28 protein-coding genes and 1 pseudogene are annotated in these 26134 nt (G+C 44.5%); 26 read left to right on the top strand and 3 right to left on the bottom strand.

The genetic code is table 11. The features are described from left to right. The 6 genes from AC3WRW_RS19100 to AC3WRW_RS19075 form a co-directional block, all read left to right on the top strand. Positions 1-208, top strand: a 208-nt coding sequence (locus AC3WRW_RS19100; protein WP_492547892.1) for a hypothetical protein, incomplete at its 5' end; no start/stop codon positions are given. 180 nt (positions 209-388) lie between these two features. Beyond that, positions 389-811 carry a VOC family protein gene (locus AC3WRW_RS19095; protein WP_492547891.1) on the top strand — a complete coding sequence of 141 codons (423 nt, stop codon included), beginning with the start codon at positions 389-391 and terminating at the stop codon, positions 809-811. Positions 812-905: 94 nt separating this feature from the next. After that, on the top strand, positions 906-1853 hold the full coding sequence (hemC, locus tag AC3WRW_RS19090) for a hydroxymethylbilane synthase (protein WP_492547890.1): 948 nt from the start codon (positions 906-908) through the stop codon (positions 1851-1853). A gap of 222 nt (positions 1854-2075) precedes the next feature. Next, complete coding sequence (locus AC3WRW_RS19085; protein WP_171681525.1) at positions 2076-2357, top strand: ArsR/SmtB family transcription factor; 282 nt, start codon at positions 2076-2078, stop codon at positions 2355-2357. A 114-nt stretch (positions 2358-2471) separates the two neighbouring features. Beyond that, the gene (locus AC3WRW_RS19080; protein ID WP_492547889.1) at positions 2472-3524 is read left to right on the top strand and encodes an LLM class flavin-dependent oxidoreductase; all 1053 of its coding nucleotides are present in this window, start codon (positions 2472-2474) and stop codon (positions 3522-3524) included. A gap of 72 nt (positions 3525-3596) precedes the next feature. Further along, the gene (locus tag AC3WRW_RS19075; protein ID WP_492547888.1) at positions 3597-4793 is read left to right on the top strand and encodes an MFS transporter; all 1197 of its coding nucleotides are present in this window, start codon (positions 3597-3599) and stop codon (positions 4791-4793) included. A gap of 79 nt (positions 4794-4872) precedes the next feature. On the opposite strand, the gene AC3WRW_RS19070 is transcribed toward AC3WRW_RS19075, so the two are convergent. Then, positions 4873-6240: an esterase/lipase family protein gene (locus tag AC3WRW_RS19070; RefSeq protein WP_492547887.1), complete on the bottom strand. Its 1368-nt coding sequence runs from the start codon at positions 6238-6240 to the stop codon at positions 4873-4875. 408 nt (positions 6241-6648) lie between these two features. Between AC3WRW_RS19070 and AC3WRW_RS19065 the strand changes: the two are divergent. The 3 genes and pseudogenes from AC3WRW_RS19065 to AC3WRW_RS19055 all read left to right on the top strand — a co-directional run. Beyond that, positions 6649-6843 (top strand): annotated as a pseudogene (locus AC3WRW_RS19065) (Rpn family recombination-promoting nuclease/putative transposase); the annotation flags it as partial. Positions 6844-6977: 134 nt separating this feature from the next. After that, on the top strand, positions 6978-7490 hold the full coding sequence (locus AC3WRW_RS19060) for a TetR/AcrR family transcriptional regulator (RefSeq protein WP_492547886.1): 513 nt from the start codon (positions 6978-6980) through the stop codon (positions 7488-7490). A 39-nt stretch (positions 7491-7529) separates the two neighbouring features. After that, on the top strand, positions 7530-8036 hold the full coding sequence (locus AC3WRW_RS19055) for a DUF4188 domain-containing protein (RefSeq protein WP_492547885.1): 507 nt from the start codon (positions 7530-7532) through the stop codon (positions 8034-8036). A 24-nt stretch (positions 8037-8060) separates the two neighbouring features. On the opposite strand, the gene AC3WRW_RS19050 is transcribed toward AC3WRW_RS19055, so the two are convergent. After that, complete coding sequence (locus tag AC3WRW_RS19050) at positions 8061-8699, bottom strand: DUF1796 family putative cysteine peptidase (RefSeq protein WP_492547884.1); 639 nt, start codon at positions 8697-8699, stop codon at positions 8061-8063. A 360-nt stretch (positions 8700-9059) separates the two neighbouring features. Between AC3WRW_RS19050 and AC3WRW_RS19045 the strand changes: the two genes are divergently transcribed. The 13 genes from AC3WRW_RS19045 (at position 9060) to AC3WRW_RS18985 (ending at position 23120) form a co-directional block, all read left to right on the top strand. Beyond that, positions 9060-10544 carry an Lsa family ABC-F type ribosomal protection protein gene (locus AC3WRW_RS19045; protein WP_492547883.1) on the top strand — a complete coding sequence of 495 codons (1485 nt, stop codon included), beginning with the start codon at positions 9060-9062 and terminating at the stop codon, positions 10542-10544. Between the two features lie 229 nt (positions 10545-10773). Next, a complete protein-coding gene (locus AC3WRW_RS19040; RefSeq protein ID WP_492547882.1) occupies positions 10774-12144 on the top strand; it encodes a flavin monoamine oxidase family protein in 1371 nt (456 codons plus the stop codon). A 213-nt stretch (positions 12145-12357) separates the two neighbouring features. Continuing rightward, positions 12358-12618, top strand: a complete 261-nt coding sequence (locus tag AC3WRW_RS19035; RefSeq protein WP_492547881.1) for a heterocycloanthracin/sonorensin family bacteriocin — start codon at positions 12358-12360, stop codon at positions 12616-12618. A gap of 169 nt (positions 12619-12787) precedes the next feature. Beyond that, entirely contained in the window at positions 12788-14749 is a 1962-nt protein-coding gene (locus AC3WRW_RS19030; RefSeq protein WP_492547880.1) for a putative thiazole-containing bacteriocin maturation protein, read from the top strand. Then, the gene (locus tag AC3WRW_RS19025) at positions 14746-16689 is read left to right on the top strand and encodes a TOMM precursor leader peptide-binding protein (protein ID WP_492547879.1); all 1944 of its coding nucleotides are present in this window, start codon (positions 14746-14748) and stop codon (positions 16687-16689) included. The genes AC3WRW_RS19030 and AC3WRW_RS19025 overlap by 4 nt, the downstream gene beginning before the upstream one ends. A gap of 14 nt (positions 16690-16703) precedes the next feature. Next, the gene (locus AC3WRW_RS19020) at positions 16704-18284 is read left to right on the top strand and encodes a SagB family peptide dehydrogenase (RefSeq protein ID WP_492547878.1); all 1581 of its coding nucleotides are present in this window, start codon (positions 16704-16706) and stop codon (positions 18282-18284) included. Positions 18285-18520: 236 nt separating this feature from the next. Next, positions 18521-18976, top strand: a complete 456-nt coding sequence (locus AC3WRW_RS19015) for a GNAT family N-acetyltransferase (protein ID WP_492547877.1) — start codon at positions 18521-18523, stop codon at positions 18974-18976. 29 nt (positions 18977-19005) lie between these two features. Beyond that, on the top strand, positions 19006-19830 hold the full coding sequence (locus tag AC3WRW_RS19010; RefSeq protein ID WP_492547876.1) for a PPK2 family polyphosphate kinase: 825 nt from the start codon (positions 19006-19008) through the stop codon (positions 19828-19830). Positions 19831-20076: 246 nt separating this feature from the next. Next, on the top strand, positions 20077-20535 hold the full coding sequence (locus AC3WRW_RS19005) for an NUDIX hydrolase (RefSeq protein ID WP_492547875.1): 459 nt from the start codon (positions 20077-20079) through the stop codon (positions 20533-20535). A gap of 146 nt (positions 20536-20681) precedes the next feature. Next, positions 20682-21035, top strand: a complete 354-nt coding sequence (locus tag AC3WRW_RS19000; RefSeq protein ID WP_492547874.1) for a VOC family protein — start codon at positions 20682-20684, stop codon at positions 21033-21035. Between the two features lie 52 nt (positions 21036-21087). Continuing rightward, positions 21088-21588 carry an NUDIX domain-containing protein gene (locus tag AC3WRW_RS18995; protein ID WP_492547873.1) on the top strand — a complete coding sequence of 167 codons (501 nt, stop codon included), beginning with the start codon at positions 21088-21090 and terminating at the stop codon, positions 21586-21588. A gap of 141 nt (positions 21589-21729) precedes the next feature. Then, positions 21730-22641 (top strand): YVTN family beta-propeller repeat protein, encoded by a 912-nt coding sequence (locus AC3WRW_RS18990; RefSeq protein WP_492547872.1) that lies wholly within the window; start codon positions 21730-21732, stop codon positions 22639-22641. A 131-nt stretch (positions 22642-22772) separates the two neighbouring features. Beyond that, positions 22773-23120 carry a VOC family protein gene (locus AC3WRW_RS18985; RefSeq protein ID WP_492547871.1) on the top strand — a complete coding sequence of 116 codons (348 nt, stop codon included), beginning with the start codon at positions 22773-22775 and terminating at the stop codon, positions 23118-23120. Between the two features lie 72 nt (positions 23121-23192). On the opposite strand, the gene AC3WRW_RS18980 is transcribed toward AC3WRW_RS18985, so the two are convergent. Further along, positions 23193-23573, bottom strand: a complete 381-nt coding sequence (locus AC3WRW_RS18980) for a hypothetical protein (RefSeq protein ID WP_492547870.1) — start codon at positions 23571-23573, stop codon at positions 23193-23195. Between the two features lie 132 nt (positions 23574-23705). Here AC3WRW_RS18980 and AC3WRW_RS18975 point away from each other — a divergent pair, with 132 nt between their 5' ends. The 4 genes from AC3WRW_RS18975 (at position 23706) to AC3WRW_RS18960 (ending at position 26126) form a co-directional block, all read left to right on the top strand. After that, positions 23706-24041 carry a cupin domain-containing protein gene (locus tag AC3WRW_RS18975; RefSeq protein WP_492547869.1) on the top strand — a complete coding sequence of 112 codons (336 nt, stop codon included), beginning with the start codon at positions 23706-23708 and terminating at the stop codon, positions 24039-24041. An 18-nt stretch (positions 24042-24059) separates the two neighbouring features. Further along, positions 24060-24920, top strand: coding sequence for an alpha/beta fold hydrolase (locus AC3WRW_RS18970; RefSeq protein WP_492547868.1), 861 nt, complete (start codon positions 24060-24062; stop codon positions 24918-24920). A gap of 93 nt (positions 24921-25013) precedes the next feature. Continuing rightward, entirely contained in the window at positions 25014-25574 is a 561-nt protein-coding gene (locus AC3WRW_RS18965; RefSeq protein WP_492547867.1) for a dihydrofolate reductase family protein, read from the top strand. 12 nt (positions 25575-25586) lie between these two features. Further along, positions 25587-26126 carry a GNAT family N-acetyltransferase gene (locus AC3WRW_RS18960; RefSeq protein WP_492547866.1) on the top strand — a complete coding sequence of 180 codons (540 nt, stop codon included), beginning with the start codon at positions 25587-25589 and terminating at the stop codon, positions 26124-26126. Positions 26127-26134 lie beyond the last annotated feature (8 nt).

Here is a 26134-nt window from a genome sequence, read left to right as displayed (position 1 = left end):
CTGTGAAAGGTATGTATATATCCAACAAGATTATGAGAAATTTTCTAGACTAGTCATTTGGCCTAATAATAAAACATTAGAAGTGTTAAGTGTGCTATTAAAGAAAAGTTTAGCCCCATATGAAATGTTTTATATTTTGAGGGCTTCTAGATGTAACAATGAAGAAGCAAGGTATAAGATGGAAAATTTAAGTTTCAACCAACTTTAGCAATTTTTTGAATCCTTTCATACTTTTTTGGAATACGATAAGATTATGAGCTATTTTCCTTGGAAGAAAAGCGTGTTACAGAAAGTTGATCAATGAGTACGTTAGATACGGGCACATATGAGTTATGGTAAGATAAAGCTATCCGTGAAAACAATTCACTCTATCAGGAGGAGTAAGGAAATGATTCAATCAATTGTTCATATCGCTCTGGTGGTAAAAGAATATGATGAAGCAATAGATTTCTATACGAAGAAGCTGAACTTCACTTTAGTTGAGGATACTTATCAACCGGAACAAGATAAACGATGGGTAGTCGTTTCTCCACCTGGTTCTGTTGGTACCACAATATTGCTTGCAAAAGCATCAAAAGAGGAACAAGAGATGTTTATTGGAAACCAGACGGGTGGAAGAGTTTTTCTATTTTTAAGCACCGATGACTTCTGGAGAGATTATCATGACATGGTGTCAAAGGGAATTGAGTTCGTTAGGGAGCCCAAAGAACAATCGTATGGAATTGTCGCCGTATTTAAAGATTTATATGGAAACCTATGGGATTTGTTAGAGTTAAGTGATGATCATCCTATGTCCAAGAGAGTTCTCTAAAATTTGATTTTGCTTATCTTGTCATTTAAACTTCATTGTAGAACTTCCTCTTGGATGATGGAATGTGACTCAAAAAATGATTGGGAGTATACGAATGAGGAAAATTGTGGTTGGATGCAGAAAAAGTGCACTTGCTGTGACACAAACGGAACAAGTAATTTCCGATTTGACGCTGCTTAGCCAAGAGCATGGAATGGATTTTACGTTCGAGATAAAAAATATAGTTACGAAGGGCGACCTGATTTTGGATGTAACCTTGTCTAAAGTTGGGGGTAAGGGTCTTTTTGTAAAAGAGATTGAACAGGCTATGCTTGACAAGGAAATCGACATGGCGGTTCACTGTCTAAAGGACATGCCTTTCGAGCTTCCTGGAGGCCTTATTAATGGTGCTGTTCCAAAACGTGAGGACCCTCGTGATTGTCTGATCTCTAAAAGCGGCGCCGGACTTAAAGATTTAAAGTACGGTGCGCGTGTAGGTACGAGCAGTCTGCGGAGATCGAGCCAGTTAGCGGCACTACGACCTGATCTTATCATAGAGCCGATCCGGGGGAATATTGACTCCCGTCTTCGTAAGTTAGAAAATGGTGAGTTTGACGCGATAATCTTAGCAGTCGCAGGGCTTAAAAGGATGGGCTGGGAGGATCGCATCACAGAAATTTTATCTCCGGAAGCTTTCTTGCCTGCTGTCGGTCAAGGCGCTCTCGGTATTGAATGTCGGGAAGATGATGCGGAGTTAAGGAAGCTGCTGAACTTGTATAATGATCCACAAACAGCTTTGGAGGTAACCGCAGAGAGAACATTTCTCGGGGCATTGAACGGTGGATGTCACGTGCCGATTGGTGCATTTGCAGTGTTGAGTGAAACGATGGGACACCCTCTACAGGAGATATCCTTAACGGGAATGGTAGGAAAACCAGACGGTTCAATTATTCTTAGAGAAACCCATACTGGCGAATCCCCTGTTCAGGTGGGTGAAAAAGTAGCAAAATTGCTGATTGGCAATGGAGCGGAGCAAATTTTGATTGAAACGTTGTCACACTAACGTTAGTCTGTGGATTAGCCGCTGCTGCCGTTTAATATGTACATGATCGTAAACATTTATCCGCCGAAAAGTGTAGAGACATAATGGGGGATATTAGGGATTGGATGAGCGATTCGTCGTTACGATGGAGCCCGAAATCCCCCTTTACTTTTATTCGGTGAGGTGCTAATATTGATTTCGACAGTTATAGAATTGCTGAAGAGATTCAGGGAGGTGATAAGAATGGGAGAAAATCAAGAAGATATGAGGCAAGCGGTTAAATTGTATAAAGCTTTGGGGGAACCTACTCGACTGAAAATCGCTAAGTTGCTTGTGAAAGAGAGTAATTTATGTTTCACCGCCATTGGTGAAAAGCTTGAATCGGTTGCAGGATCGACTCTATCGCATCATCTGAAGCAATTGACGGACTCTGGTTTGATTGATTTTCGCAAAAATGGATCGTTCATTCACTATAACGTCAATCGAGAAATAGCGGAAAAATATGCGCCCTATCTGCTTACGTAATTTTTTTTGAAATTCATTTCTATATATTTAGAACTGTAGAATTAATTAGGGACATGCTCGCATGAAATGACTTTTAGCAAGTATTTTTACAAACATAAAAAGGAGAGAATAACGATGAGCGATCAAGTTAAGACAATGGAAATTGGCATGAGCACATTTCTCCATGCTAATCCCGGAAATGATGGTGTAACGCACGCCCAGCGGTTGCGCCAAGCGATAGAAGAGATTCAATTGGCAGATCAAGTCGGCCTTGACGTCTATGCCATCGGAGAGCATCATCGAATGGATTACACAAGCTCGTCACCAGCTGTTATTCTGGCCACCGCTGCCGCTGCAACGAAGAGAATCCGCCTCTCGAGCGCTGTAACGGTGTTATCTTCGGATGATCCGGTGCGGGTATACCAGGATTTCGCCACGCTAGACGGTTTATCGAATGGGCGGGCGGAGATCATGGCCGGACGGGGTTCGTTTATCGAATCGTTTCCGCTATTCGGCAATGACCTCAAAGATTACGAGGAATTGTTCGAAGAGAAGCTAGAACTGCTGTTGAAGATTCGCGATTTCGAGAAGGTTACCTGGCGCGGCGGCCATCGTCCGGCGATTGACAACATGGGCATCTATCCTCGTGCGCAGCAGGAGCCTTTGCCTGTCTGGATCGGCACGGGTGGAAACCCGGAATCGGCTATTCGTGCCGGCTTGCTGGGACTTCCAATCGTATTCTCAATACTGGGAGGGCCGCCGGAGAGATTCGCACCCTTGGTGGAGTTATATAAGCAAGCCGCGGTGAAAGCAGGTCACGATCCGAATAAGTTGCAAATTGCTTCGCACTCGCATGGGTTTATTTCAGATACGGCACAAGATGCAGCAGAAAGGTATTACCCGGTCATGGCCTCCCAAATGAACCAGATTGGACGGGAACGAGGCTGGTCTCCTTATACACGCGACACGTACAATGCAGCCCGAAGCCTTCACGGTGCACTTTATGTCGGAGACTCCGAATATGTCGCAGAGAAGATCGTACTGCTGCACAAGAACTTAGGCTTAACTCGATTTATGATGTATATCGATTTCAGTTCGCTGCCGCATCGCGACTTGCTGCGGACGATTGAGCTTCTCGGTACCAAAGTAGCACCGATTGTGCGTAAGGAGCTTGCTCGTCAAAAGTAAACCGAGAACCTTATTTTTTTAATCATCATTTCTATATATTTAGAACTATGGAACAAAGGGAGAGAAAAACATATGAGAGACTCAATGAAAATTTATATCCTCGCTATTATCAGCTTTTTAGTCGGTACTTCAGAATTCGTAATTGCCGGTATTTTGGATATGGTTGCAAGGGATGTTGGTGTGTCGTTAGCAGGGGCAGGACAACTGATTACGGTCTATTCGCTTGCTTATGCCATTGGTACCCCGATTCTTATTGCACTTACAGCAAAAATGGATCGAAGAAAGCTTATGCTGACGGCTTTGGGATTATTTTTCATAGGAAACTTGATTACTGTCACAACCACAGGTTACGGCATGCTGCTCGGAGCAAGAATTATTATGGCAATAAGCACGGGAGTATTTATGGTCGTCGCCCTGACCGTTGCGGCCAAGATATCTCAACCTGGAAAACAAGGCAGCGCTATCGCTAAGGTTTTATTGGGCTTTAACCTCGCACTTATTCTCGGCGTCCCGCTTGGGAGGATCATTGCAGGATCGTTTGATTGGAGAATCATCTTCACGGGGATTGGAATACTAAGTTTGATTGCAATGCTAGTCCTTATGCTGACGATTCCGAAATCGGAAGGGGAGGCTCCCGTTCCTATTCGTGAACAGCTCGCCTTGTTAAAAAATCCCCGCATTTCTGTCGCGCTTTCCATCGGTTTTTTCTGGATTTTGGGATATATGATTCTTTACACCTATATAACGCCGTTTCTTCTGACTATTACGGGCATGAGCGAACGGATGGTAAGCATTGGGTTGTTTGCATTTGGACTTGCTAGTCTTCTTGGCTCCCAAGCTGGCGGATTCGGTGTTGATAAATGGGGGATCCCGCGTTCGATGATCGGAAGCTTGATCTTTCACTCTGGCATCTTATTTTTACTGGCAGCGTTCTCCCATTCGTCCATGGTGGTGTTGCCTTTGCTTATGTTATGGTCCTTTTTCGCTTGGTCGACGGGACCGGTTCAACAAGTTTATTTAATCGGTTTGGCTCCTCAGGCTTCGGGGATCATCCTTAGTTTGAACAGTTCTATCGTGCAGTTGGGTATGGCCGTAGGGGCTGTAATCGGGGGCGTTATTGTCGAAAACATCTCTCTAACAGCAGTCGGTTGGATTGGTGGAGTTGGCGTGGCAATTGGACTCATCCCGGCTATTTATTCTTTATCAATGCGTCGTAGATCTGCAATAGTGGAACAAAATATGAGCGTAACTGATCATTCGCAAGTTTGATAGAATTTGCTTCATTAGTATATCTGCAGACCTGCGATTATATCACAGGTCTGCAAAATCTAAATTTGCAGGTCATCAATCATTGAGCCAATTTTTGTTCAATCCAGCTTAACGCCGAAGTTTCACGCGCAATATCCAGGTGGTTTAAATTCATGCCTGTTTGTGCTGCAAGTTGAGCGCCTCTTTTCGTAGCTCCCGCTGTGTATGTTGCGCTCTTCACAAAGAGCAATCCGTCACTGCTGTCCGCATATTCGCCTACAGGCCACCAACCATAGACATAAGTCATTGCCTGATTAGTACCGTATAAATTATAGATATTTACGTCAGGAGCAATTCCTTTGTTGATTAATTTGCTTACAAAGTTGCTTGTGCCTCTTGCGCCGTTAACGTTAGCAATGACGTTGTTAATGCCTTCGGAAGTAACATACAAACTGCTGCCGCCATTGTATAATTTGTACATCGTGTCGTTATAGTCGCCGGCCGTATAGCTGTCCGAATTAAATCCGATCGGCGTTGACGGATCGTTGACCCAGTTCCACAACAATTGCGTTTGTCCTTCGAAATAGTTGTTGCCGATTTTATTTGACATATCCCATCGATTGTAGTTGCGATAAGAGTAGTACACATAAGCGTTATTGAAAGCAACCGGTCCGTTTGTATTTTTATCGATTACGCTTAAATTGGCCATATAATATCTGAACATCGTGTCCAAACCTTTGTAAGGTGCTGCAACAGATATGTATTTTCTTACATCGCTGCGGTATCCGGTCATCCAAGTCGTATCTGACCAATCGTCTTTCAGGGAGCTCAGGTATGCCATTGTGGACATATTTCCTTTGCTGTGTGCCACGACATCCACTTGTGACGCTCCAGTGCGGGATTTGATAACATCGATCGCGCCTGCGATCAATTCAGCTTGAATGAGGTTGTTGCCTTGCGTATGGGGGAAAGAAATGGCGAAAACTTTGTATCCGCGATCGGATAAGTATTGCATTAAACCAGGTTTACTTATGCTAGATGGAGTTTGCGCTTCATAAGGATGCGCCCATGCGCGGTTCATATCGTCGGCTGCTCCATGTACGAGCAGGACAGGCACCTGTTTAGTTCCCGTATCCCACTTCGGACCGTAACCAAGTACAAAAAAGCGGTTGCTCTTCAAATGGCCATAATCTCCAAAATTGTAATCGTTAGAGCTGTTGCTGGAGCCGTCTTTAATAAAGATGTCGGAAGGAAACCACGATTGCACTTTGGTGTTGGTCGGTAAACTAAACTTAATCATATTTTCTTGGCCGTTAATCATACTGGAGTTGGTATCGCCCCACAATTCAACTCGTGTCCATGGAAAAGGAGAAGAAGCCGTAGAAATGAGCGTTGGCGCGGCGGCATGAACGGACGGGGTAGGGAGTATCAAGCTTCCTCCAAATAACATGAAAGCTAATGCAAACACTAATAATATGTTAAAACAATGCAATCCTTTTAATTTCATTTTACCCACACCTCTCAAAGTCATATTTATCATCTTGACATCACAAAATGTTTGCGCTTTCAAAAGAAAGAATATATCAGCCTCCTTATTGTTATTTTTCTTATAGTATGTTAAGCCAGTTACAAATCAGTTACTAACTAGAGTGGTGCTGTTAAATGATCGTAGCTCTATGCTTTTTTCGATCTTGTCGGTGTATATGTCTGAACGCAGACAGTCATGGTATAATATGTAGTAAGGGGAAATGGAGTTGATGGTATGATGGATAGACTTGATCCGAAGGTGGATTTCGTGTTTAATCCCCGATTACCGACGTTCAGATTCTGAATCCATTCATCGATAAAACGGTCACACTGGGCTTTTGCAGAATTGTGGGAGGTTATTGCGATGAACGAGCCAGCATTGCAAAAGGCGATGGACACGCTTGAATTTTTGAGCCAGAACGAAGAAGCTCGGCGTGAAATCGCGGTGAAGCTTTTGAAGCGAGGCACATCTGTTTCTGACACAGCGGAGATTTCCGGACTGTCGGAAGACGAAGTCCATAAATTAAAAAATATGATACACTAAGCTGTATCCCTGACCGTTCTGCGATAGAGCGGTCTTTTGATTTTTATAGTGATCTTTATTGGAAAAATATGTTGACAGCATGCGATAAATTTTGTATTTATTAATTAATAAATAAATATGGAGGGCATCGAGAAGTGGCCAAAGAAGACCGCAAACAGCAAATTGTCGAAGCAGCCGTAACCGTCTTCGCCAAGCAGGGATACTACAAGACGACGACCGCACATATCGCTCAAGCAGTGGGGATTACGCAGCCGTATGTGTTTCATTTTTTCAAAACGAAGGAAGATCTTTTTATCGCAGTGCTGGAGCAGTCTGTCCAACGTATAGCAGGCATTTTTAGGAAAGTCGAGGCTCCGGCGGAGCAACTGATGGATCAGATGGGCGCAGCGTTCTATGACCTAATGGAAACACACCGAGACGAGACGTTTCTGTCGATGCAGGCGTTTACGACGGCTGAGCCGATCATTCGTCAAAAGGTTAAGGAAGGCTTTGCCCATATTCATCAAGTGGTAAAGGAAAAATTCGAGGAAGCTCAGATTCCCCAGCCCAGCTTTCAGGCTTCTAGCTTTATTGGCCTCGGGATGGCTGCAGTATTGTCAGAGGTGTTGGAGCTGCCCGAGCTTTCACCTTACTGTGAGAAGGAATAACCTAAGTCATTAATGAATAGTCGAGGGAGATGAATCTCAATGGCGAAAGTAATACCGGGAAGATACACAGCTCGAATGGAGGGCGATTTCGTCGTATTTCTAATTGGCATGCGCGTCAATCGGCTCTGGGCCGTACACAAATGGCTGCCGGTGTTTATGGCCATGGGACCCATGCTGCGGGAACTTTACACTAATCGCAAGCTCGGCTTTCGTGGGACGGAGTTCATGCTGGGCTGGCGCAGTGTTCATCTGCTCCAATATTGGGATTCGTATGAGCAGCTGGAGACGTATGCCCGCGGAGGGCAGCATCTTACCGCATGGCGAAATTTCAACCGCAAGGTCGGAACGAATGGAACCGTCGGAATCTATCACGAAACATATAAGATCCGAGGTGACGAGTATGAGTGCGTATACGGCAATATGCCGGTGTTCGGTCTTGCGAAGGTGTCGGAGCATATCCCTGCTGTTGGCAAAATGGAGACATCGCGCCGCCGTATGGGAGGGGAGAATGAGCCAGCCGTACCGACTCCGGGAAATCCTCATTAATCGTCGTATCTAAAGGAGTTAAACTCAACGAATGGACGAAGCTTTCAATTTGAAGCCGTTCATACACGTATCCCAACCTTGGTCAAATCCTCTCCAATCTTCACCTTTCGGAAGGAGCACCGAGCTAACTCCATTTATCCCCCAATCCTCGTAAATTACATCTTTGCGATCTTCCTGGTGGTTATTCACGATCAGGAGTTGGAACTTTCCAGGCAGCAGCCTTTTTAAGGCTGCGTGTAGTTCCTTCGCTTCCTTTCTAGTCGAATTGGTTCTAATAAAAAGAATGGGTTGACCTTGTACAGTTCTCAAAAATCGATCTACGCGTCGACTGAGCTTTTGTTTAAACGCGGGGTAAGCATCCCGCCATCGCTCCGGGGTGAGATAAAGTGGAAAGTCATGAAAAGATGTAACGTCATTCGCATTATCTCTTACAACAAAGCATTCATTGGTAGCGCCAATGACTTCAAGCTGGCTAAGCTCCATAAATCCCTTAAAACGATGATCAATCAAACGAACCACTCCGCCAATCGAATCTGAAACAAACCAATCTAAGGGACCCGCATATTTTCGTAAGCCCAGTCTTTTAAGCTGATATGCTGTTTGACATGTGGAACCCAGACTCATGTAGGTCCTGTAACCACCTAGGGAATCGCGCCATTTCATAACTATCACTCCCGTCTCAACAACCGATCTTTTCCTCAATAACCAGTTGAATTAAAGTATGCAAATGCTAAAAATGCGCTTGGGCAAGGAGGTTGCAATAAGGAAAAGAATATGTTAAGATTCAGCTACATTTAACGATTGGAGATGAAGAGGATAATGTAAAATTTCTTGCCCTTTTACTAAGAATAGAACAGTGTTTGTTTTATTTCTTATTGGCAAGAAAGTTACCTTATTCTTTTCACTCAAACGATATTCTTTTTCATACCCTGTCCCGGGTTGAATTTGTCGTATTTTTTTGAGCTGCAGGAAAGGTAACTTTCTTGCAGCTCAATTTTTTTTTCGACAAAGGAGGATATCGGAATGTCTACGATTAACGTATCAAACCTAACGTTTGCCTATGAAGGCAGCTACGACAACATTTTTGAAAATGTCAGTTTTGTGATGGATACGGACTGGAAATTGGGCTTTACGGGGAGAAATGGCCGGGGGAAAACGACGTTTCTTCAACTATTGCTCGGAAAGCATGAATACAGCGGCAATATTTCGTCGCAGGTAGAGTTTGAATATTTTCCATTCCATGTAGAGAATAAGGAAAGTCTTACGTATGAAGTTATTGAAGAAATTCACCCGGACTATGAGCACTGGCAGTTAATACGAGAGTTTTCGCTGCTAAAAATGTCCGAGGACGTGTTGTATCGCCCTTTCAATTCGTTGTCCAACGGAGAACAGACCAAGGTGCTGTTAGCGACCTTGTTCATTAAGGAGAACAGCTTCCTGCTCATTGACGAGCCGACAAACCACCTGGATATGAATGCGAGGAAGCTTGTAAGCCACTATTTGGGATCAAAGAGCGGGTTTATCCTGATATCTCATGACAGAGCGTTTCTCGATCATTGCGTCGATCACATTCTCTCTATTAACAAAACCAATATCGAGATTCAGAAAGGCAATTTTTCGAGCTGGTGGGAAAATAAGCGGAGGCAGGATCAGTTCGAACTTGCGACGGACGAAAAACTCCGTAAGGACATCAAACGGTTGTCCGTTTCCTCCAGACGTACGGGAGATTGGGCGCATGCAGTAGAAAGAAGCAAAAACGGCACAAGAAATTCCGGCTCCAAAATCGACAAAGGCTACGTCGGCCACAAAGCCGCCAAAATGATGAAGCGTTCGAAATCGATTGAACAAAGGCAGCAATCGGCCATCGAAGAGAAATCGAAGCTTCTGAAAAATATTGAAAGCTCAGAAAGTCTGGAGATTACGCAGCTCTCCTATCATAAGCCTCAACTCGTGGAGCTGGATGCGGTTTCGATTTATTACGGGGAAAGACAGGTATGCGAGAATGTAAGCTTTACGATTGAGCCAGGCGAAGCCATTGCGCTGGTAGGCCCGAACGGTTCGGGAAAATCTTCGATTCTCAAGCTGATATGTGGCGAGGGGTTAAGCTACACCGGGAGCTTACGGAAGGATAGCCAGCTTCGAATATCGTACGTATCGCAGGATACGTCCCACCTTCGCGGCAATTTGTCCGACTACGCCAGGGAGCATGGGATTGACGAAAGTTTGTTCAAATCGATTCTTCGAAAGCTTGATTTCTCCAGATCCCAGTTTGAAAAGGATATGGCGGCGTTTAGCGGCGGTCAGAAGAAAAAGGTGCTGATCGCCAAAAGCTTGAGCGAGCAAGTGCATTTGCATATTTGGGACGAACCGCTTAATTTCATTGACGTCATCTCGCGTATGCAAATTGAAGAACTGCTGCTTGAGCATAACCCAACCATTTTATTCGTGGAGCATGACAGCGAGTTTTGCAAGAATATCGCGACAAAGATTGTAGAACTGACAAACTAATCTTTCTTGGAGGATGAAGACAATGATGATTGAGGCTGAAGTTGAGGTTGTAGATGATGATGTGAACCTGTTCATTTCGAATGAGAAGGTTCACGAAAATAGAATTCATGCTTTCGTCTTTTGCTTATAAGAGACGGGAGCTTTTTTATTTTAACTTGTACATAGGAACTAAAGGATTATGAACATACATACATGGTATATATAAGTAATTTTTGGAGGAATCGGAGTTATGGCAATAGGTCGTTTTCCTGAGCGCATTGTAGTTATTGGGGCGGGAATAGCGGGTTTGGTATGCACTTTGGAGCTTATGAAACAAGGGTATAACGTGCGTTTATTAGAGGCAAACAGTCAACCGGGTGGACGGATATACACAATGCGGGACCAATTTGCTGACGGATTGTTTTGCGAAATGGGGGCTGCTTTCATTGGAGCGCATCATTTTCTCACATTAAATTATGCCCAGCAAGCCGGTGTTCAATTAATACATGTACCAGTCCCGAATAGAAGTTTATCCTATATGAAGGGGAGAATGATCATAGATTCTCCGGCTGAACCTGCCTGGTGGCCTGTCACGCTTACAGCCGAGGAAAAAAGGTTAGGATATGCTGGAATGCTGGAAAAGTATCTCAAGCCTGGGATGAACGCCACGGGTGATCCTTTAATGCCGGGCTGGCCCACAAAACAAGCGGTACAACTTGATGCTATGACAATGGAACAATATCTTAAAAGCCAAGGAGCATCTTCTGGCGCGATCAAGCTGTTAGAAATCGGATATATGCAGATGCTAGGTGATGGTATTCGTCAAGTATCTGCTTTACAGCGTCTTCTTGACCTAAAAATGGCCAGCTCCGAAGGAAATACACAGACGATAGTTGGTGGCATGGATCAATTGCCGAAAAAGCTTGCCCTTATAATTGGCCCTAATATCAGTTATGGATGTGCTGTGACGCATATTGAACATAGTCATAAAGGGATAGTTATCCGATTTACGCATTCTGGCGAAGTGTTCACGATCAGCTGTGATCGGGTCATTGTGGCCATTCCCTCTACAGTGCTTCGTACAATTCATTTTTCCCCGCCGCTTAGCAAAGAAAAAAATGATGTCATTCAAAACCAGCTCTCCACTTCCGTTACGCGTACCGTCATTCAAAGTCGTACCAGATTCTGGAACAAATTAAGTTCCTTCACTACCGTAAATACGGATCTGAAAATTGGATGGCTGCTTGATGCTTCATTCTCTCAAACAACATCAAGAAGAGGGTTGATTTGTTCGTACGCCTCCGGCGAATCTGCTCGAGAACTAGCTAGAGCTGGTAACTTTCATTCAGCCGTATCAGAAATGAAACAGGTGTTTCCTGAACTGTCGCATCATTATGAAGGTGGAACGGTTTTTTCTTGGGATCATAATCCGTACTCCCGAGGTGCATATGCTTGGTATAAGCCGAAACAGATGCTTCGAATGCTCCCAACACTTTCTGCCGTACATGATAGAATTTACTTCGCTGGCGATCACACGAGTCTTTATCCCGGTTGGATGGAAGGGGCGATCTCATCTGCTTTACGAGCTGTAAATCAAATTAATTCTAGTAGACTAAGTTAACATGTTAAAAACGAAAAGCAAAAAGGAGCTCAGTCCAATCGAAGTTGGATAGGCTCCTTTTTTGTCCTGCAAATGTGCAATAAAATAGGCATTTTAATCAGTAACAAGTGCGGAGTTGAGTTCATATGTTGTCATGGAGTAGTCGAATAATTAGCGAAATTCACACAGCGGATGATGCCGGCACAACTATTTATTAAATGGAGGTTTTTGTAAATGGATGAGTTCAAAAATGACTTACAGAATTTGACGGTTTCCGAGTTCACGGCAAGTGAGGTGACTCCTTGGAACGTACAAAGCCAGCAAGATGCTCGATTATGCGTCTTCTTTTGCACGAACTGTACTAACTGCTTTACGTGTACAAATTGCTTTAACTGTACGAATTGCTTTACCTGTTCCAATTGCACCAGTTGTTTCCGATGCTCGAACTGTCATGGCTGTCACAACTGTCATGGCTGCCATAACTGCCACCGTTAAGGATATTGAATTGTTTCTTGCCGATAGAGTAAAGCCCCTACAGCAAACTAGGCCATTGCTGCAGGGGCTTTCTTAAAGAATAAGACATGAGGGACAATTAGCTGTACATAAGATTACATGAGGAAGAGTTTGAGCAGATTGAGAACACAGCTTCCGGAGGAGGAGTAGAATGGCAAATTTGAACCCTTCGATGCGACTGAAGATGAAAAGGGATACGTTTTTTCTCCCTGATCCCAATGGTAGTGTGTATTTTCGAAACAATATAAGCTCGTTCCGCATGGAAGGCGCAGGGATCGATCGGTGGATTGAAAAATTGATACCGATATTTAATGGGGAGCATAGTTTAAAAGATTTGACAGGCGGATTACCGGACCAACACCAGAAGCAGGTATATGGAATTGCAGAAATGTTGTATCGCAATGGATTTGTGCGGGATACAAGCCAAGATAGTCCACATCAATTGTCTGAAGAAATCCTCCAAAAGTATGCTTCTCAAATTGAATTTTTGGACCATTTCGGTGATTCGGGTGCATACCGGTTTCAGTCGTATCGGCAGTCCAAAGTATTGGCAGTCGGTTCTGGTCCATTTCTGCTCTCGGTCATTTCCGCGCTGCTTGAATCCGGATTGCCCAAGTTACACGTGCTAGTCTCGGGCTCTGAGCCGACCGATCGGCAGCGGATGCTAGAACTGGCGGCACATGCCCGTAAAACGGACCCCGAGGTCGTCATCGAGGAGGTTACTCTGAGAGCGGAGGGGAATCGTCATTGGCGGGAGGCCGTAAAGCCGTTTGATGCGATATTATATGTGTCACGGGAGGGAGATATCGAGGAACTGCGGGCTCTTCATGCGGTTTGCAGGGAAGAGAGGAAGGTGTTTCTGCCCGCGGTTTGTGTGAAGCAGGCGGGTATGGCAGGCCCTCTTGTACAGCCGGACTCTGAGGTCTGCTGGGAATCAGCGTGGCGCAGCATACACGAATCCGCGATCTGTAAAGACCCGGAGCTGCACACCTATTCTTCCACAGCGGGAGCGTTGTTAGCGAACGTGATCGTGTTTGAATTACTGAAAAAGATAAGCGGATTGAACGATTCGGAACAAAGTTATCCGTTCTATCTGCTTAATCTAGAGACTTTGGAAGGAAAATGGTATTCTTTCGTCCCACATCCGCTTGTGACTCGGCGAAACGCTGTTGAACGGATTCACGATTTCGAATCGCAGCTCGAGCGGAAGTCAAGCAAAAGTGTGAGCGGATTGCTTCCTTACTTTGGCCGGTTGACATCTGCCGAATCAGGCATTTTTCATATTTGGGAGGAGGGGGACTTAAAGCAACTGCCGCTCGCTCAGTGCCGAATTCAGGCCATCGACCCACTGTCGGAAGGGCCGGCTGCGCTGCTGTCGGATCTAATATGTACCGATCTGACTCATGAGGGAGCTCGTCGGGCAGCAGGTTTTGCTGGGATTGAAGCGTATGTGTCGCGAATGGCAGACCTTCTCGTCGGGGCGGCTTCCTCCCATCGGGAAGATGAGGGCAGCAGGATAGAACCGCAGGAGTTTATCGGCATCGGAGCGGGAGAAACGTTTGCGGAAGGCATAGGTCGGGGGTTGCTTAGATGTTTGGCTGAGGAGATGGGCAAGCAACTTGCGAGTCAGGTACCGACTGTTTCTCGAGTACATTTGTCTGCCGTAGAGGATAAACGCTGCCAGTTTTATTTGCAGGCTTTGACGACGATGAAGGGAGAACCGACAATTGGCTTGGGGGAGACAGTTTCCGGATTCCCTGTGGTGTGGGTCTGTACGGATGACCGCTGGTATGGCGGTGTAGGCTTGAGTGTAACTTTTGCGCTGCGGGATGCTTTGCAACAAGCTCTGTTGATGGCGCAAAACCAAGGGGCTAGTTTCACATCGCAAGGTTTGGAGGTTTCGTCTGTGCGTCTGGCAGAAAAGATTGAACTTAACCTTGAGATCCCATCCTGTGAAGCTGCGATAGAATCGGATGCTCTGCAGTCCGCCTTGCAGGTCTTGAAACGGAATCATAAGCGGCTCTTGGTCTTCGATTTGGCCGTAGAACCATTTTTGAAAGAGGAAATGGCAGGCGTGTTTGGCGTGTTGCTGCGAGAGGAGGGATCCCGGTGAGCGCCATCGTTATGATTGTGGGAGACGGTTTGTTGGCGGACTGCGTATTTGAAAAACTCTCCGACGAATGCAAGATCGTACGTCAAAACGATTTCGAAGCAGGCGTGCCGGAAGCGGTAAATCTGGCACTTGTGCTGCACGATGCTTGGCATCCTTATGTTCATCAAAAGGCGGAAGAGCTGCTGCAGCCAGCCGGCATCCCTTGGCTGCGCGGCTTCGTTTCATTTGGCCAGGGTGTGATCGGCCCTCTGGTTACTCCGGGGTCGCAAGGATGCTCCCAATGTGCGGATACGCGACGCCTCATGGCTGGACGCGACCGCAGGGAGATGCGGGCGCTACAGCGGAGTCTTACGGCGCACGGGGGAGTAACACGCGATTCATGGGCTTCGCGTACGGGACTCCTCCAAGCAGCTCATCTTCTGGTGACGGAGGCACGGAGGATGCTGCAAGACAAACCGGTTCACTTGGCAGAGAGAGTGCTGATGATTAATTTGAAAACGCTGGAAAGTACAGTTCACTTCTTTCTCCCTGACCCGCTTTGTCCGGTTTGCAGTCGATTGCCTGACGATTCATCGGCATTAGCCCGCATTTCGCTGCAGCCAAGTCCTAAGATTAGCTTGGACAGTTACCGCTCCCGACCGATGGATGATTTGAAAAAAGTGCTGTCCAAAGACTATTTGGATAGCCGAACCGGCTTTATGAATGAGAAAATGATTGACCTTGCGTCGCCATTTGCCGATGTAAGCGTGAATCTGCCGATGATCGGAGAGGACGTGGGAACGGCTGGCAGGACTCATTCCTATGCGGCGAGCGAGCTGACCGCCATTTTGGAGGGATTGGAGCGGTACTGCGGTATGGCGCCCCGAGGCAAACGGACGGTAGTCCATGGCAGCTTCCGCGATCTGGAAGATCAAGCGCTCGACCCTGTCAAGGTAGGGGTCCACGCGAAGGAACAGTATGCACAGCCGGGCTATCCGTTCACTGCGTTCGATCCTGACCGCCACATCGATTGGGTGTGGGGCTATTCGTTTTTGCAAGAGCGTCCGATTCTCGTTCCGGAACAGCTTGCTTATTACGGCATGGGCTGCGGGCACGGTTTCGTGTCTGAATCCTCCAACGGATGCGCATTAGGTGGAAGCCTGGAGGAAGCTATCTTTTACGGAATCATGGAAGTTGTGGAACGAGATTCGTTTCTGATGTCTTGGTATGCGCAGCTGCCTCTCCCACGCATTGACCCTTATTCCGCCAACGACCGGGAATTGCAGCTGATGATCGATCGTATGCGAGCTGTGGCGGGGTTTGATGTATATTTCTACAACTCAACGATGGAGAACGGGATTCCAAGCGTTTGGGGGATCGCAAAAAACAGGAAAACAAATGGAGTGAATCTGATCTGCACGGCTGGAGCTCATCCTGATCCGGTACGGGCGGTGAAAGGTGCGGTTCACGAGTTGGCCGGCATGGTACTGAATCTTGATAAAAAATTTGCGGAGAACCGTGAGACGTATGTTCAGATGTTTCACGACTCCTCCCAGGTGCGGCAGATGGAGGATCATTCCTTGTTATACGCTTTGCCGCAAGCGGAGGAGCGCCTGAAATTTCTGCTGGATGAAAATCGCCCGATGCGTACGTTTGAAGAGGAATTCAAGCGCGTGGCCCGGCATGCTGATTTAACGGACGATCTGAAAGAGGTTCTTCAGACATTCCGTCGGTTGAATCTTGATGTGATCGTCGTTGATCAGTCAGCGCCGGAAATCACTCGAAATGGATTGCATTGCGTGAAAGTGCTCATCCCGGGGATGCTGCCGATGACATTCGGGCATCAGTTTACCCGCGTGGCAGGGCTGGAGCGGGTATTGAGGGTACCAATGGAGCTTGGGTATGCCAAACAGCCGCTGAGTCTGGAACTTCTCAATCCATACCCGCATCCATTTCCATAGCAGGAGGGAGAAGCATGAATCTGGAGGCATTTCTGCACAATTTACATTATGACATTGATAAGACCAAACCGCCGGATTTAGTGGTGGATTGGGAAGACGGACCGCTTGCCTATAAGCTCTACCGCGGTTTGCAGGTAGTTCCGTTATCTTCGGAAGTACCGTTGACGCTCGAGGACGGGGAAGCGTCAGTGAAGCCTGACCTGCGCCAGATGGGTCATTTTCTATGGTACATATTCGGGCTCACTCATTTTTCCCAGTCTGTTCCTACGTCGAATTCCATGGTACAAAACATGGGTCTGCTGCAGTTGTACCGGCGGTTTGTGCCCTCCGGGGGAGCGTTATATCCGAATGAATTATATGTGTATCTGAAGCTGGAGGATATGCCCGAGGGGGTATATCATTATGATGTGGTCCACCACCGGTTAGTGCTCCTGCGCCAAGGCAACTTCGACACATATGTAACGCGGGCACTCGGCAATCGATGTGACGTACCGGCTTGTTTTGGTGCTGTTTTTGTATCTACGATGTTTTGGAAAAACTTCTTTAAATACAATAACTTTTCTTACCGCCTGCAGGGACTGGATGCGGGTACGTTAATCGGGCAGCTTTTGGAAGTGGCGAAACGGTTCGGCTTCGCGCCTGGCGTATATTTCCAGTTTCTTGATCGGGCTGTGAATGATCTCCTTGGGTTATCGGAACGAGAGGAGAGCGTGTATGCGGTGATACCGCTATCAACGGATCCTGCGATTCAATGGTTTGCGGGTCGGAATGAGGGAGAGCAGGAATGCTCCGCCACCGAATTATGCCGGGAGCTGCCAAAGGTTAAGCATGATCACTACGTCCGGTCCCGGAATGTCAAGGAGTACCCCATGCTAATCAAGATGAACGAAGCATCTTTGTTGGAACGGCTTCCGCCGGTACGGCAAATGGGCGAAAAGAAGATCGTTGACTGCGAGGATCAAGCAGTGGCTCTGCCTCAAGTAAAACGGTTGTCGTATGATTTGGCGACGATAAGCCGAAAAAGATTTTCGCCAGACGGTGATTTTATAATGGCTAAGATAAGCCAAGAGCAGTTGGCTTGTCTGTTACAGGAGGCAACGGCCTCTTTCAGGTATCGGAATGATTTGGATGAAGCGCATGAAGCACCCGTTTCCCGCGTTTCACTTTACGTCTGTTTGTATAACGTTGAAGGCATTCCGGACGGCGCTTACCGTTATGACAGTCCTGCTCATACATTGCGGCTTATATGTCAGGGAGATCATCGACTCAAGCTGCAGCAGGGGATGCCTTCCGACAATGTGAATCTGTCCCAAGTTCCGTTATGCTTTCATGTGGCAGGGGACAAAGGTCATCTCACAACAGATTTGGGGTATAGGGGGTATCGCATCCAACAGATGGAAGCGGGGATGCTCGTGCAGCGTTTATTGCTCGCGGCATCCGCTATCGGAATAGGGGGACATCCGCTCCTTGGATTTGATGCCAGATTGTGCGATGAGATCTACAAGATGACTTCGCAAGGACTATCCAGCCTGATTCAAATCCCGGTTGGACCCTATCGTCATTGCCCTCGGTTGGTTGGGGGTTTGCATGTTTAGAAGAGGTGCTTTCCTGGGCCTTTCAGCCAGCATTACCGAAAAGCCCGATATCTCACACATCCGTGTGGAGAGGTATCGGGCTTTATGTCGTTCTTAATCTGGAAAGGATCCAAGGACAGTTAATGGGTTTTATGAGTAACTAGCATGTGTTAAAATATACCATATGGTATGACAAGATTTATTTTTGAATCGTAAGGGTACAAGACAAAAAAGGATATTTTTAGTGAGGGAAAAAAATGATTACATTAGATTTAATGAATTCGACTGAATTCCAGGAGTATCTTGATTCTGCAATTAAAAGCTATGCCAAAAGCAACGTTCAATCTGGTAATTGGAACGAACAGGAGTCTATTAGTAAAGCAACAGAACAATATGCACAGCTTTTGCCTGATGGCGAGAAAACCGCCGATAATAAACTATTTACAATACGTTCTAATGGCCAAGAGGTAGGAATCATTTGGCTTGCAGTGAAGCCAAACAACAAAGGGTTTATCTACGATATTAAAATTGGGGAAGATTACCAGGGGCAAGGATTTGGTAAGCAAGCGATGCGAGATATAGAAAAGGTGGCTAGAGAAATTGGCATCAAGAGTATTGGACTGCATGTCTTTGCTCATAACCAAATTGCTCGTGGTTTATATGAAAAGTTAGGTTATAAAGAAACGAGCATCGTAATGGCAAAAGAAATATAAAACTTTATAAAGAGACTGGAGGTTTTCCCATGCTGAAATCCTATCGGCTAAATAAAGAAGAGATCGGGCTGGGTCGCTTCGATCCGAACGACACAGGCGGCTTCAAGAACAAGGAAGAGATACAAGACGAGTTTGAGCGCATGGAGCGTAAGCTTCGTGAGCTACAGGACAAGCTGTTTGCCTCAAAGACGAATGGCGTGCTCATTCTATTCCAAGGCATGGATTGCAGCGGTAAGGATGGTGTCATCAAGAAGGTGCTTTCCAACCTAAACCCGCAAGGCTTTCGTGCGGAGAGTTTTAAAAAGCCGACCCCGGAGGAGTCCTCGCACGATTTCTTGTGGCGGACCCATAAGGTTGTCCCAGCCAAAGGATACATCACCGCCTTTAATCGGTCTTACTATGAGGACGTACTGATTACCCGGGTGCACGGCATGATTCAGGAAGATGAAGCGGCAGCTCGCCTGGACCATATCCGCCATTTCGAGAAGCTACTTACGGATAGCGGAGTGCAGCTGATCAAAATCTTCCTGCATATTTCCCCCGAATTTCAGCTCGAGAAAATCCGCGAACGGCTGGACAACCCGGAGAAGCTCTGGAAATTCGACCCGAGTGATCTAGAGGAGAGGCGCTATTGGGACCAATACGTCGCTGCTTACGAAGATGTCTTCCGGCACACAGCAACCAAGCACTGCCCTTGGTATGTCGTCCCGGCCAATGAGCGTTGGTTCCGCGACTTTTTGGTGCTGAGGATTATTCTCCGCTCAATGGAGAAACTGGACCTTTCTTATCCGAAGGCAGATATCGATGTACAAACGCTAATGAAACAGCTTCACGAGGAAAGCATAAGAAGCTAAAGACATTTGAGCATTAGTAAAAGAATTAATGAAGGATACTACAAGTAAGTACTAAGCTTTCGGGAACGATAGCGCGGCGATGGAACCGATCCATCGCTTGTTTTCTTTTCTAATAAACAGAAAAAATTATTTTCAATCAAAGCTTGTGATCACTTGTACTCATTAGTATGTAAGGTTGAAGATGTTTTCAAAGACCGTAGGCATTCCACTAAACCGAATCATTACAATTTCAAAGGAGCAATTATCTTGGGCTATATTATGGAATTAAGACGGCTTATAGGTACACACCCCATAATCATGGCTGGTGCATGTGTGTTATTAACCGACGATAAAAATCGTTTACTATTACAACGTAGAACCGACAATGGTTTGTGGGGGTTACCTGGTGGTTCATTAGAACCAGGAGAAAGCCTCCCAGATGTAGCTAAGAGAGAACTACTGGAGGAGACAGGTTTAATCGCAAACTCATTAACATTGTTTAATGTGTTTTCAGGCAATGAGTTTTATTACAAATATCCTCATGGTGACGAAGTGTATAATGTAGTGACCGCTTATCTATGTAACGATTATATCGGCACTTTAGAAAAGGATGGAGAAGAAGTGATGGAATTACGCTTTTTTGATTCAAAGGAAATTCCTTCTGAGCTCAGTCCGCCCGATTTGCCAATTATCAAGCAATACCTGTTAAACGAACAACGGATATAGAATTCGAGGTAATTGGCAGCCCATCACCCCGCTAACAGACAGGATAACGGAGTACGGGGCTTTGTTACTATCAAGGAAGAACTAACTTTTATTTGTCGAATGTATTATATATTGAAGGACAATCTGCTTATGAATGGGGGGTTGAAATGAAGGTCAAACGAATCGTTGCCAATATAAATACGAAGGATATCACGGCAGCTAAATGCTTCTACCAGGATGTGCTCGGCCTTGATTTAATGATGGATCATGGTTGGATTAGAACTTATGGTTTAAACGAGGAGATGAGCGTTCAAATTAGTTTCGCCTCACAGGGTGGCTCAGAAACGCCTACGCCTGATTTATCGATTGAAGTTGATGATGTCGATGCTGCATTAGAAGGCATGAAGAGAGCCGGATTTCCGATTGAATATGGTCCTGTTGATGAGCCTTGGGGTGTTCGACGATTCTATGTTCGCGATCCGTTCGGTAAGCTTATCAACATTCTTGCTCATAAACATTGAGAATGCTGTAAGCCTGATGACATCGCGACGATTAACCCAAAGGGGTAGAAATATGAGCAGTGAATGGCATGATTCGTATATAGGGAAACTTCGTAAGAACATTGGCACTCAAAAAATAATCGTAAACTCAGTAAGAGCAATCTTACTTGATAATGAAGGTCGGGCTTTGTTTATAAAGCGTAAAGGTGATGAAAAATGGGGTATGCCCGCAGGGGCAATGGAACTAGAGGAATCTGTGTTTGATGCTATGAAACGTGAAGTCAAAGAAGAAACGGGACTTGATGTTCACCAGGCAACATTAATCGCAATTTATTCCTCCCCTAAAACACAAACATTCACCGACCGTTGGGGTAATGAACATCATGTAATCGAATATTTATTTCGAGTGGATAAGTGGGCAGGTACCCTTAAAAAGGAGACAGACGAAAGTTTAGATGCTGCTTTTTACCCAGTGGATAGTCTTCCAGAGGCTTCAAGTGATCTTTTTGCAAGTCATCATGAAAGAGTTTTTAATGATTATAAAAATTTCGATGGAAAATTAATACTAGAATAATTGCTCGATGTTTAATTAAAAGAAACCCTCATGACAAGAATCACTAATAATTAATTTTCTTTCAACATTTGTCCCTTTCATCTCTATGTCATTCAACGTATTAATGATTACAAATGACTAAAAGGAGGGAAGGGGATTCGTATGACGACAGGTAAACATACACCCTCATTTCATTTTGCCTATGTCACAAATTTTGAAGATGATACGATTTCAGTAATAGACACCCGAACACGCAAAGTAAAGGCGACCATCAAGACAGGCAAAGGGCCTTTTGAAATAGCCGTGACGCCTGAAGGGAAATATGCTTATGTTGTCAATAATCGTGATAACACAGCTCAAGTGATTAATAGAAAGACGAATACCATTATCCGCACCATTCGAGTCGGGAAAAGCCCATCGGATGTAGGTACTTCGAAAAAGTTCGTCTATGTGACGAATGCGGCGGACAATACAGTATCCGTAATAAGTATAAAGACTAAAAAGGTCATTGACACCATAAAAGTCGAAAAAAACCCCGTGGGTGTGACAACTGCAACCAGGAAGTGTGACAATAAAAGTTTTGGATATGTAAGCAACCATGATAGCAATACAATATCTATATTGGACGTGAAGCGTAATCAGGTTGTTAAAACGATTCCCGCTGGCGTGGGTCCGGATCAAATTGCTTTTACGAGGAATGGCAGGCTTGCTTATGTTACTACAGATACCAATGTTATTGTTATCGGCACTCAGAGCAGGAGAATTTTAAAGAGCATCAAGGTTGGTCTTAAGCCGATCGGTATTGCCGTAACCCCAAACAATAAATTTGCCTATGTTGGGAATGAAGGCGATAATACGGTTTCAGCAATTAGTCTTGCAAAAAATAAGGTGATTGCTACAATTCCAGTCGGTAAGAAGCCGGGAATCGTCGCCATAACTCAGGATGGCAAATACGCGTACGTAGCTAACTTTGGTGAAAAAACCGTTTCTGTAATATTAATCAAAAAGAACAAGGTGATTGACACGATAACTGTTGGCCGATTAGCCTCTGGGTTGGCGATTATCCCTTTATAGGCGAAAATAATCAAAACGATTGTGGGGGAGCTTGCTTCAGGCAGCTCCTCTTTTTGGATTTACATTCCCAAGCAGGAATTATATAACATTTGCCGAATTGATTATGCGAAAATTCATTGCGGAGGAATGTTATGAATCCTATTCTAAATAAAATCGGCGGAGCGTTTATTCCTGTAAGTAACATTGAAAATGCACGTGATTGGTATTGTGACATTTTAGGCTTACCGGCAGATGGCGATATATTTTTTGGTCATATCTACGTTCTTCCGATGGAAGGACCGAGTATTGTACTGGATAGCAAAATTTTTTCACCAGAGCATGTATATAAAGTTCCAGCATTTCAATTTCGTACAGAAGACATCCATCAAGCATATGAATTTATGCAAGCAAAGAACGTGCAGATAGCAACTGAAATTGAGAATGGTCACTGGTTTAATTTTAGGGACCCTGATGGTAATCTTTTAATGGTATGCAAATAAAAAAGCGGCAGTCTCGAACTTAATTCCAAGTCACTAGCTGTCGCTTTTTATGATGCTGGTTAGGTCAAATTGTTATCTTATTCTTATTAGACTTCGTTGGAGAACGGTATCTCCTACTTGCGGGGTAAAAGGCGAATTCGTAACTCCTGTTACATTCGTAATCAGTTTTCGATCGTCGTTCTGTTTAATTCGAACTTCATACTTAAAGCTTACTTTCGACACATCCGAAAACAAAAAAACAGATTTGTTCGGAGCAATCGTTACTGTACAAATTTTTTTACCACAAGGGCTTACCTTTAAAGGTACTGGAGTGCCGTTGGACCAATCAAAAACTTGTACTGTTACTCTTCTTGACCGCTTTTCATTTAAGTTAACTATATCAATTAATGCAAATTTAGTTTTCGTGGGCCTGCGCAAAATACCGGTTGAAAATATACTCTGTTTTGTTGTCATAAACCAAACTCCCTTCCTCTAATAGTACAGTAAATGTCAAAACAGTCTTAATTGTTTGTATGGATGTCCTTGTAAATTGTGAAAACCAAAAAGGAGCAGTCGTCGCGGCGTGTTTAGAAAGGGGATTATACGTTGAATTTTAATTTAGTTGAATTACAAAATCATCTGAATCAGCTTAAAAATTTGGAAAGCACCTCATATTATGAATTTCTGAAGGTACCAACAATGAGTGTAGGGCTCTATAAACTGAATAAAAGCGAAAAGGATAACCAAAAGCCACATACAGAAGATGAGGTTTATGTGGTAATCGAAGGCAAAGCTTCGTTTCAGAATGGAGATACATTTACTGAAATTAGTAAAGGAGACATCCTTTTCGTAGAAGCAAACAAAGAACATAGATTTTATGATATAACAGAGGATCTGACCGTCCTTGTCTTTTTTTCACCAGCAGAACACTCAAATAAATAGTGAGAGGTACGTTATCCGATGCACAGGGAAATTAGGATATTCAATTCCGGCGATACCATGTTAGAATATTCGATTATCGGAAAAGGACACTCTGTCTTGTTGTTCCATGGAGGTCATTCGAGCTGTAACGAGGAATTTGGTTATCAGAAGTTGCTAGCTTCAGGATATTCAATTATCACACCTTCCCGGGCAGGGTACGGCAGAACTTCCAGAATGACAGATTTGGGACAAGCCTGTCACATTTATAAATTATTATTAGATCATCTGACCATCGAGAAAGTCCACGTCATTGCTGTCTCCGCTGGTGGGCCTACAGGAATCATGTTTTGTTCCATGTTTCCTGATCGGGTTGCAAGTTTCACGCTCCAGTGTGCGGTAACAAAACCGTGGCTGACAACAGGGGATAAAGAATACAAAATGGCAAGTCGTATTTTCAAACCGGAAACCGAAAAAAGAACTTGGAGGATACTTGCGACGATAAATAACCTTCTGCCGAGACTAACATTCAGAATGATGGTATCTTCCTTCTCTAAACTTCCTTATTCGGAGGTTCGAAAACACATTGATGCCCAAGCCGTTGAGGCGTTTCGCAAAATGAATAACCGTCAGCGTTCATATTCAGGGTTTTTTATTGATTTGGAACAAACTCAATGTGATTATTCAGCGGAACTGGCGGCCATTCAAGCTCCTACGTTGATCATGCACAGTCAAAACGATAGCTCGGTTTCCCTAATCCATCCAGAAAACGCGAAAGCACTGATCCCTAATTCGGAAACATGTATGCTTGATTCGTGGGGCCACCTCATATGGATCGGGAAGCACGCTGCTGAGTATGATAATGCTCTTGTTTCTTTTTTATCACTACGGAATAACGGATAGTTAACAAGGTATTCTCTCTTTTATTAATATGACAAAAGTTGTCGTAGTTAATGTCTATAATCGGAGGTAGATAAACGAAAGGAGAGATGAATGATGAAACGAAGAGTGATTTTAGATTTAGCGGTTACTTTAGATGGGTTTATTGAAGGGAAAAATGGTGAAGTTGATTGGTGCATGATGGACTCGGAGCTGGGGTTTACTGATTTTCTAAACCAAATTGATACCATTTTCTATGGAAGAAAAAGCTATGATTTATGGGGACAGTTTACGCCGGAAACCGAATCTACGGATTTTGAAAAAGAATTATGGGAACTGGTTCATAGTAAAGAGAAATATGTGTTTTCCAGGACTCAAAAGGGTACTGATATTAAAGCAATATTCATAAATGATCATATTCTCGAAGAAGTAGATAAAATAAAGAATAAGCCTGGTAAAGACATTTGGCTATACGGTGGAGCAAGTCTGATTACAACTTTTATCAATTTAGGGCTTGTTGATGAATTTAGATTATCTGTTCACCCCGTTGTTTTGGGAGAAGGGAAGCCGCTGTTTGAGGATATAAAACAAAGGTTGAATTTAAAATTGGTCAATACCAGAACGTTCTCCTCTGGCGTTGTACAACTGATTTATCATGTTGATGAGAACCTTTCATAGAACAATAAGGAAGTGGAAACGTTGGAGATCACATACGAGATTATTCCTCGTGAGAAAGCAGAATATTGTAAAGACTTATGCAACGAACTCATGGCTTTTCAAAAGTCACAGGCATACATCAAACCAGAGCTGTTTGACAGCATGAATTTTGAAACACGTATGATTCCATCCCTAAATAAAGCGGTACACAATCATATTGTGGTTGCTAAAGATGATGATAAGATCGTAGGCTATGCCTACTCGAACATTTCTCCCAAGGAAGCATATTCAAGTGATTTCGCTACCTTTTTTGAACTTTCGTCTGTAAAAAGAGACAATGTAGGATGTTTATCGCAGTTTTATATAAAAGAGGGCTATCGACAGTATGGGATTGGCTCGAAACTGTTCCAGATGTCCATGGAATGGTTGAATCAGTTTGATGACGTTGATGATTTTTTTATCTTTGTCTCGAATGGTAATGAGAATGCCTTGGAATATTATAAAAGGAAGGGCTTTCCCGTAAGCCATGACATTTTGGACGGATTTATTACGGTTCTGAGGAGCCATAGGTAGGTTGCCAT

This window comes from Paenibacillus sp. FW126-R14, assembly GCF_058789495.1.
The sequence above is the reverse complement of the archived record's forward strand: the minus strand, read 5'-3'. Positions and strand labels throughout refer to the sequence as shown.

Excerpts from the sequence above, each read along its gene's own strand:
- AC3WRW_RS18995 (WP_492547873.1), top strand. The coding sequence starts at position 21,088 with ATGAGCAGTGAATGGCATGATTCGTATATAGGGAAACTTCGTAAGAAC.
- AC3WRW_RS19035 (WP_492547881.1), top strand. The coding sequence starts at position 12,358 with ATGGATGAGTTCAAAAATGACTTACAGAATTTGACGGTTTCCGAGTTC.
- AC3WRW_RS19010 (WP_492547876.1), top strand. The coding sequence starts at position 19,006 with ATGCTGAAATCCTATCGGCTAAATAAAGAAGAGATCGGGCTGGGTCGC.
- AC3WRW_RS19075 (WP_492547888.1), top strand. The coding sequence starts at position 3,597 with ATGAGAGACTCAATGAAAATTTATATCCTCGCTATTATCAGCTTTTTA.
- AC3WRW_RS18970 (WP_492547868.1), top strand. The coding sequence starts at position 24,060 with ATGCACAGGGAAATTAGGATATTCAATTCCGGCGATACCATGTTAGAA.
- AC3WRW_RS18985 (WP_492547871.1), top strand. The coding sequence starts at position 22,773 with ATGAATCCTATTCTAAATAAAATCGGCGGAGCGTTTATTCCTGTAAGT.
- AC3WRW_RS19045 (WP_492547883.1), top strand. The coding sequence starts at position 9,060 with ATGTCTACGATTAACGTATCAAACCTAACGTTTGCCTATGAAGGCAGC.
- AC3WRW_RS19085 (WP_171681525.1), top strand. The coding sequence starts at position 2,076 with ATGGGAGAAAATCAAGAAGATATGAGGCAAGCGGTTAAATTGTATAAA.
- AC3WRW_RS18990 (WP_492547872.1), top strand. The coding sequence starts at position 21,730 with ATGACGACAGGTAAACATACACCCTCATTTCATTTTGCCTATGTCACA.
- AC3WRW_RS18965 (WP_492547867.1), top strand. The coding sequence starts at position 25,014 with ATGAAACGAAGAGTGATTTTAGATTTAGCGGTTACTTTAGATGGGTTT.
- hemC (WP_492547890.1), top strand. The coding sequence starts at position 906 with ATGAGGAAAATTGTGGTTGGATGCAGAAAAAGTGCACTTGCTGTGACA.
- AC3WRW_RS19055 (WP_492547885.1), top strand. The coding sequence starts at position 7,530 with ATGGCGAAAGTAATACCGGGAAGATACACAGCTCGAATGGAGGGCGAT.
- AC3WRW_RS19015 (WP_492547877.1), top strand. The coding sequence starts at position 18,521 with ATGATTACATTAGATTTAATGAATTCGACTGAATTCCAGGAGTATCTT.
- AC3WRW_RS19020 (WP_492547878.1), top strand. The coding sequence starts at position 16,704 with ATGAATCTGGAGGCATTTCTGCACAATTTACATTATGACATTGATAAG.
- AC3WRW_RS19080 (WP_492547889.1), top strand. The coding sequence starts at position 2,472 with ATGAGCGATCAAGTTAAGACAATGGAAATTGGCATGAGCACATTTCTC.
- AC3WRW_RS18980 (WP_492547870.1), bottom strand. The coding sequence starts at position 23,573 with ATGACAACAAAACAGAGTATATTTTCAACCGGTATTTTGCGCAGGCCC.
- AC3WRW_RS19000 (WP_492547874.1), top strand. The coding sequence starts at position 20,682 with ATGAAGGTCAAACGAATCGTTGCCAATATAAATACGAAGGATATCACG.
- AC3WRW_RS19040 (WP_492547882.1), top strand. The coding sequence starts at position 10,774 with ATGGCAATAGGTCGTTTTCCTGAGCGCATTGTAGTTATTGGGGCGGGA.
- AC3WRW_RS19050 (WP_492547884.1), bottom strand. The coding sequence starts at position 8,699 with ATGAAATGGCGCGATTCCCTAGGTGGTTACAGGACCTACATGAGTCTG.
- AC3WRW_RS19095 (WP_492547891.1), top strand. The coding sequence starts at position 389 with ATGATTCAATCAATTGTTCATATCGCTCTGGTGGTAAAAGAATATGAT.
- AC3WRW_RS19030 (WP_492547880.1), top strand. The coding sequence starts at position 12,788 with ATGGCAAATTTGAACCCTTCGATGCGACTGAAGATGAAAAGGGATACG.